Genomic DNA, 7,523 nt, shown 5'->3' with positions numbered 1-7,523 from the left:
GACACTCAGTTCCGGGTAGGCAGTTCGCTCCAAGCTGGACTGTGTGCACGAACCCCCCGTTCAGTCCGACCGCTGCGCCTTATCCGGTAACTATCGTCTTGAGTCCAACCCGAAAAGACACGACTTAACGCCACTGGCAGCAGCCACTGGTAGAGGGTGTACAAGAGATTACTGATGCAGAGTTCTTGAAGTTAGAGCCAAACTACGGCTAAACTGGAAGGACGAATTTGGTGGCAGCGGTCTTGTACACCCTGTTACCACGGTTCAGAAGTTCCCCAACTTACTGAACCTTCGAAAAACCACCTCCCCAGGTGGTTTTTTCGTTTCTGGATAAGAGACTACGACGACAGACGGACGATCTCAAGAAAATCCTCTCTAACAGGTTATATTCAGAGTAAAAAAAGTGAGCTTAAATATGGCTTTTTCAATAGCAGAAGTGCGCGAGGGGCGTATCGGTTCTTGGTAATGACTCCAACTTACTGATAGTGTTTTATGTTCAGATAATGCCCGATGACCTTGTCATGCAGCTCCACCGATTTTGAGAACGACAGTGACTTCCGTCCCAGCCTTGCCAGATGTTGTCTCAGATTCAGATTATGTCGCTCAATGCGCTGAGTGTAACGCTTGCTGATAACGTGCAGCTTTCCCTTCAGGCGTGATTCATACAGCGGCCAACCATCCGTCATCCATACCACGACCTCAAAGGCCGACAGCAGGCTCAGAAGACGCTCCAGTGTGGCCAGAGTGCGTTCACCGAAGACGTGCGCCACAACCGTCCTCCGTATCCTGTCATACGCGTAAAACAGCCAGCGCTGACGTGATTTAGCACCGACGTAGCCCCAATGTTCGTCCATTTCAGCGCAGACAATCACATCACTGCCCGGTTGTATACGCGAGGTTACCGACTGCGGCCTGAGTTTTTTAAGTGACGTAAAACCGTGTTGAGGCCAACGCCCATAATGCGTGCACTGGCGCGACATCCGACGCCATTCATGGCCATATCAATGATTTTCTGGTGCGTACCGGGCTGAGAGGCGGTGTAAGTGAACTGTAGTTGCCATGTTTTACAGCAATGAGAGCAGAGATAGCGCTGATGTCCGGCAGTGCTTTTGCCGTTACGCACCACGCCTTCAGTAGCGGAGCAGGAAGGACATCTGATGGAAATGGAAGCCATGCAAGCACCTAAAAATCACCATCATACACTAAATCAGTAAGTTGGCAGCATTACCGAGAGCGGCTTTTTAATTAAATAATGATTTCCTATGATTTTTTTTTTAAACTTACTTACTTACTTACTTACTTATATCTATGTTATCAAATAATGAACATCATCAATAAAATTTCAAAAAACCATCAAAAAAACATATACATAGCTTTATGTATTATTAATCTAATTTTTATAATTAATACTTCCCATAGAATAATCGCTAGTAATATTTATTACTCCTTAACGCTTATCATACTTGGTGTTATTTTTTTCTATGGTTACACTTCAAAAATTAATTCAATTATTTCTTTATCAATATCAAGTTTTATTATTTCACTTCTATTTGTTGATTTAATGACATATCGAATGACCTCCTGGTATTTTCATCAGGTGCCAAATGAAATCATTAATATTATTCTTGATACTAACCCAGATGAGATTAATAGTAATTTTTTCTTTTCAACAAAAGAAATCATAGGGCTACTAATCATAGCATGTAACTTCTTATTTATTCTTATTGGAAAAAGAGACTCTAAATTTCAGTTAAGGCATTTTTATATTTTCATTATTCTGTTTGTTTCTTTGTTAATCGCCTTTAAGCCATTAGGATTAGCTTTGAAAGAAATTAATAAAGGTTTATCTGAACTTAAGAAAAACGCACAAATTATAAAAGATAAAAAAAACTTCAAGTGGGATTCTAAATCTACAATAAATGATAAGCAAACAGTGGTTCTTTTTTTAGGCGAAACTAATAGAGGAGATTATTTACATTTTAATGGTTACCCTAAAAACACAACCCCAAATTTAGATAAAGAAAATTTAGTTTCTTTTAAAAACACAATATCTCAAGGAGCATATACTTTAGTTTCCACACCAATGATCCTTTCTAGAAAAGGTGTGTATGATAATGGTCTTTTTAATGAAACATCAATAATTAGTGCTTATAAAGAGGCTGGATATGAAACTTGGTATGTTTCTTATCTGAGTAAAAGTCACATAGGAGATAATGAAATAAATTTAATTGCAAATGAAGCTGATCATTATGTTGTATCTGATGTCAACGTGAATACATTAGAGAAAATATTAAATAATAAAAGCAAGAAAAAGCTCATAGTTTATAAAACTATCGGGAGTCATTATCTGTATCATACAAGGTATCCATCAAATTATGATGTTTTCAAACCATCTTTTAATGAAAAAACATATTCAACTCCATCTTTAAAAGATAAGGATAAATTAGAAAATAGCTATGCTAATTCAGAATTATTTTCTGTTGATAAACAGATAAGCGATTTCATTAATGTGTTAAAAAATACAGATGGACTTGCATATTTATCTTTTATTTCAGACCATGGAACTGCTATTTATGATGATGGTAAATCGTTGTATGGCGGTAATACAAAAGGCAACTATAACATTGCTCATTTTTTTTGGTTTAATGATTTATACCACAAACAACATCCTGAGCTAATACAAAAACTTTCAATTAATAAAGATAAAAAAATAACATCCGAATGTTTCGTAGATACTAGTTTAGAGTTATCCTTTATTGAAAGTAAGATTAAAAAAGGTTGTTCCCTACTAAACGATAAATTTATTGAAAAACAGCGATTGGTGAAAAATGGTAAAGTTTATGATTTCGACCAAGATTTATAAAATGATTTCCATATAATTGAACTAGCTAAAACTTAACCTGGCAGTTACTTATTTTTATTAGGTGTCTGTCAGGTTAAATATGTTTACTAAGTTATACAAAATATAAGACACTGTTGCAAAGTTAGGGAAGGTGCGAATAAGCGGGGAAATTCTTCTCGGCTAACTCAGTCATTTCATTTCTTCATGTTTGAGCCGATTTTTTCTCCCGTAAATGCCTTGAATCAGCCTATTTAGACCGTTTCTTCGCCATTTAAGGCGTTATCCCCAGTTTTTAGTGAGATCTCTCCCACTGACGTATCATTTGGTCCGCCCGAAACAGGTTGGCCAGCGTGAATAAGGGGTGAGTTTGGAGATTGGAAATTATTGTACGTTAAGCCTGTTTTTTGAACAGATCGCGCTATCGCAATAGGGTGTACTCCTGCACTATACGGCATTTAGCCTGTATGTTTGGGTAATGAGACAACCTAAATGCGACAGCGTGAGCGCAATAACTTAAATGCGATAGTCAGTAACAATAAATCAATCAGTTACCAATCAGAAACGGTTAAATTATGTTCTTAACGTACAATAATTTCCATTTCCCAAACCGACCCCAGGAAGGACATCTGATGGAAATGGAAGCCACTGGAGCACCTCAAAAACACCATCATGCACTAAATCAGTAAGTTGGCACCATTACCGGAAAATCAACCACCACCTTTAGCCTTTACTTTTTACGGATAATTCCTAAAAATGTTTTTTTTACATTAAGAAACAGGAAGTCACATGAGCTCAAAAAAACACTGTTAAGCATAGCCCTACTAACCGCCTCGATTACCGCTTTATCAGGCTGTCAATCCAATGCCGATCAATATGCTGCTGACGTTTATGACACAGGGCAACTGAATGCAAAACAGGAGACGAAAACTGTAAACATAATTTCTGTTTTGCCTGCGAAGGTTGCTGTTGATAACACTGCAAACAAACAAGCTGCACAAACCTTTGGGGCAATCCTTGGCGCTGTGGTTGGCGGTGTGGCTGGTCATAACGTCGGAAGTGGTAGCGGACTTTGCACAACAGCCGGAGCCGTTGGCGGTGGTGCCGTCGGTGCCGCAGTAGGAACATTAGTCAAAGATAAATCTATCGTTGAAGGTGTTTCTTTAACTTACAAAGAAGGGACAAAGGTATTTACATCAACTCAAGTAGGAAAACCATGTCAGTTTACTACTGGTTTAGCTGTTGTTATTTCCACAAAAAATAATGAAACAAGAATCCAGCCAAACACAACATGCCCGGTAAAAAAATAAGATTCAAACGATGAAAAGAATCATTATACCCCTCATCCTTTCTTTTAGTGGAAGCAGCTTTGCAAACTCACTTCAAGAACAATTATCTGCAGTAGCTCAAACTGAACAGCAGGGAAAAGCTGAAGAGCAAAGACTCATGGATATCCAGAGAGAAAAAATTGAGGAAAACAAACGGCTTGAGCAAAAAAGGAGAGAAAGAGCAAGAGCAGAAGCGAACAGGAGAGCAGCCATAGCTTCTGCAGAGAGAAAAGCTCACCGTGAAAGAATCGAAGCTGAGCTCAAAGCCGATAAAAATAGAGATCAGAAATATGAAGATGAACTAAGAAAGCTTGAAATCGAAAAACAAAAGTTAGCATTAGCCAGGGAAGAGGCAAGAGTTAAACGCGAAAATTAATTCATAGACCAAGAGTTAAAAAACAAGGCAGCCCAAACAGATGTAATTCAATCTCACGCCGGCTCAAACAGAAATATTTCAGAAGGCGGGAAAGATTTAATGAAAAGCGAAGGGAAAGCCAGAGAAAAAGAAGCTGGAGAATGGTTTAACTAGCTTCATTTTTATAATTAAAGTTGATTTCAAGTTTAATTAACAACGGATGTTATTTACCATAACATCTGTTGCCCGCACCGCTCCGGACGGGTTCGCCACAAACGGGGCGGCAGTCAGGTAAAACCGGCAACAAACCACCCGATACACCGCCCCGTTCGTGACAGATAAATTTTACCCGACTGCATAGCCATGCAGCCAGATGCATGGCGTGTAAAGTCACACTAAAATCAGCGCGAACGCCTTAAAAACAGGTAAATGCTTCTCCAGCCAGTCCCACAGCCCGGCCGCCAGATACAGGCAGTTAAGTACAGCTTCAATGACGTTAAGCAATTTCATAATTCCCCCCCAGGTATAGGCCGTGATCTTTTTAATCACGAACCTATTTAGCGGGAGAAGTAAGAGCCCCTCTTCGTGCGGGTTGTCAGCTGCCTGGATGGTTTAAAGTGTCGGCCCGCGGTAGGTTTTCTGCGGCTGGCGCTCCAGCTCCAGTGTTTTCTGATACTCATTCTCCCTCTGCCGGAGCTCGATGGCATTCAGTTCCCGGACAAGCGGCGCAGCTGCTCGCTTAAACTCAGCACCTGCGTGCTCAAGTCCGACACGCGCTCGTTCAGCACCGCGTTCTCCCGTTGCATAAGCCCACACATGCTCCGCCATTCCGCGAAGGCGCTCTCCCATTCGTCCAGCCTTTGCGAGTAGTCCTGCTGTAGCTGCTCTAATGCGCTCAGCAACTGCTTTTCCAGCTCTGTCATCTTCCGCTACTCCTGTTTCAGGCGGATCCATGTCGTCCCGCCGTAAGGGATGGCTTCGGTTTTCATCCCCGGCGGTAGGATAAGAAACCTCCGGCCGTCGCTGCTCTCCTGATAGCGCACTCCCCACGTCCGGGCGGTCATTTTCGCCAGGGTATCTTCCTGCTGACGAAGATGCGTGTAATTGTCGGTTATCTGCTGCCCCTGCCACCACAGTATGCTCCCGCTCGTGCCGATCAGCAGCGCTGACACCATCAGGATGGTGAGCCATGTCCGCCCGGCAGTCCGCAGTACGCTCCGCCGGTTTTTCTCCATCGCCTCGCTCATACTCTGCTCGTGGGCGAGGATGGCGTCGCTGATTCTCCTCGCGCTTGCGCTCAGTTCCGCTCTGACAGACTGCTCGTGCTCGCAGAATGCGGCTTTCAGCATCTCGCCAGTACTCTTCTGCTGCGCTTTCGATTGCTGCTCTAAGTCCTTCGCTAGCGTTAAAAGATTGCTCATAGATAGCTCCCTTCAGTCGGATGTTTCGCCCCCCGTCCGGGTCGGCAATGCTGATACTGCTTTTCGTGGTGCGCACCACCTTAAAACCTGCACCTTCAAGAGTGTCAGTGACATCCTGACGGCTTTTCAGCTCCCCGGACGAGGCTAAGCTCAGTAGTCCCCGGGTAATGGCTTCTGCGGCCTCCTGCGTCGTTTTCGGCAGCCCGGACGGCGTGACCAGCGCCCGGCGGTTTTCCGGCGCGTTCGGGTCGTGCAGCCCCAGTCTGCCGTTCACGATAGTCTGCCAGGCATCGATGCGCGGCCGGTCGGCGCGGTCGTAGTAAGGCTGGAGCCGCCTGCCGGTCAGCAGCTCGGTATTGGGGATCAGAAAGTTCAGCTCCAGACGCCCCTTGTCCGCGTGCTCCACCCACAGAATGCTGTACTGATCTTTATCGAGTCCGGGCATCAGAACCCGCTCGAAGCTGGCCATCAGTTTTTCCCGCTGGCCGGGAGGGAGATCGGCCTCCGCAAACGACAGGACGCCGGAGGTGTATTTCTTAACGTAAGGCGACGCGTCAATCAGCTCCCGGACTTCTTCCGGCTTCCCCTGCAGGACGGTGGCGCCTTCACGCTGCCGGTCTTTACCCAGCAGATAGTCCACCGGCCCGGCGCCACCGCCGCGACCGCGTGGATGAAATTTAACGATCATCGTCCGTTCCTTTCTCAAGAACGGCGTGCCGCAGCCGCTCAAGTCCGGCATCGATGGCCATCAGCGCCGCCACAATCTGTACCCTGTCATGGCCAGTACCGCCGCCGGTGTTAACACGGCGGGCTATCTGGTTCAGGTTATTGCCCATGCCGGCAAGCTGGCGCAGCAGCGCCGGCGAAATTGAGGGGAGCTTTCCGGTGCGCGCAGGCTTTTCGTCCAGGCAGGTCTGCCGCATCCAGGCCGCCAGCGGCCTGCCGTCACAGCGCTCAAGCAGCCGCCGGTGCTCGTCCTCCGTCACCCACATGGTGAGCATCTTGTTCCGTTTCTCTGACAAACCGGCCTCCTGATAACGCCGGGACGGGCGGGAAAGCCTTTCCCGGTCGGCGCGGGGTTGGACAAGCCGCAGGCGCGTCAGGCTTTTGGCGGGTTTCGGGGCGCAGCCCTGAACCAGTCACGTAGCGCTAGCGGAGTGTATACTGGCTCAATATGTTACGGCGGAGTAACACTTAATAAAAGTGCTTCATGTGGCAGGGGAAAAATGCAGCTGCAGGGCGTACAGGAGAAAATGGAGGTTACAGTGATATGACGCCTCCTCGCTCACTCGGTCGCTTCCGCTCCTGACGTTCGGCTGCGGCGGGCGTTACCTGCAAACGGATAAGAGCAAAGGCATACGGCATGGCAAGCAGGACAGGAAGAGGATACGGAGCTGCCGTTTTTCCATAGGCTCCGCCCCCCTGACGAGCATCACGAAATCTGACGCTCAAATCAGTGGTGGCGAAACCCGACAGGACTATAAAGATACCAGGCGTTTCCCCCTGATGGCTCCCTCGTGCGCTCTCCTGTTCCTGCCTTTCGGTTTACCGGTGTCATTCCGCTGTTATGGCCGCGTTTA

Annotated in this window: 6 protein-coding genes and 1 pseudogene; 3 read left to right on the top strand and 4 right to left on the bottom strand. The window is 45.8% G+C overall.

Annotated elements, in window-relative coordinates:
- Nucleotides 1–476: 476 nt before the first annotated feature.
- Nucleotides 477–1,174, bottom strand: a protein-coding gene (locus tag FTV37_RS16020) for an IS1 family transposase (protein WP_225905514.1) whose coding sequence is annotated in 2 segments (ribosomal slippage) — nucleotides 477–925 and nucleotides 925–1,174 — 699 coding nt in all. Because the reading frame shifts where the segments join, the coding sequence is not laid out codon by codon here.
- A gap of 147 nt (nucleotides 1,175–1,321) precedes the next feature.
- On the opposite strand from FTV37_RS16020, the gene FTV37_RS16015 reads away from it, so the two are divergent.
- The 3 genes and pseudogenes from FTV37_RS16015 (at nucleotide 1,322) to FTV37_RS16005 (ending at nucleotide 4,696) form a co-directional block, all read left to right on the top strand.
- The gene (locus FTV37_RS16015; protein ID WP_095092192.1) at nucleotides 1,322–2,863 is read left to right on the top strand and encodes a phosphoethanolamine transferase; all 1,542 of its coding nucleotides are present in this window, start codon (nucleotides 1,322–1,324) and stop codon (nucleotides 2,861–2,863) included.
- Between the two features lie 926 nt (nucleotides 2,864–3,789).
- Nucleotides 3,790–4,149 carry a hypothetical protein gene (locus FTV37_RS16010; RefSeq protein WP_257221968.1) on the top strand — a complete coding sequence of 120 codons (360 nt, stop codon included), beginning with the start codon at nucleotides 3,790–3,792 and terminating at the stop codon, nucleotides 4,147–4,149.
- 10 nt (nucleotides 4,150–4,159) lie between these two features.
- A pseudogene (locus FTV37_RS16005) lies at nucleotides 4,160–4,696 on the top strand (DUF5384 family protein).
- 533 nt (nucleotides 4,697–5,229) lie between these two features.
- On the opposite strand, the gene FTV37_RS16000 reads toward FTV37_RS16005, so the two are convergent.
- From FTV37_RS16000 to FTV37_RS15985, 3 genes are all read right to left on the bottom strand, one after another.
- Complete coding sequence (locus tag FTV37_RS16000; RefSeq protein WP_000137422.1) at nucleotides 5,230–5,445, bottom strand: MbeD family mobilization/exclusion protein; 216 nt, start codon at nucleotides 5,443–5,445, stop codon at nucleotides 5,230–5,232.
- Between the two features lie 6 nt (nucleotides 5,446–5,451).
- Entirely contained in the window at nucleotides 5,452–5,943 is a 492-nt protein-coding gene (locus FTV37_RS15995; protein ID WP_140428842.1) for an MbeB family mobilization protein, read from the bottom strand.
- A gap of 677 nt (nucleotides 5,944–6,620) precedes the next feature.
- Nucleotides 6,621–6,965 carry a MobC family plasmid mobilization relaxosome protein gene (locus tag FTV37_RS15985; RefSeq protein ID WP_058663788.1) on the bottom strand — a complete coding sequence of 115 codons (345 nt, stop codon included), beginning with the start codon at nucleotides 6,963–6,965 and terminating at the stop codon, nucleotides 6,621–6,623.
- Nucleotides 6,966–7,523 lie beyond the last annotated feature (558 nt).

This window comes from Acinetobacter sp. YH16042 (assembly GCF_013417245.1).
GTDB lineage: Bacteria > Pseudomonadota > Gammaproteobacteria > Pseudomonadales > Moraxellaceae > Acinetobacter > Acinetobacter amyesii.
Note: the sequence above shows the minus strand (reverse complement) of the source record. Positions and strands in the feature narration are given on the sequence as shown.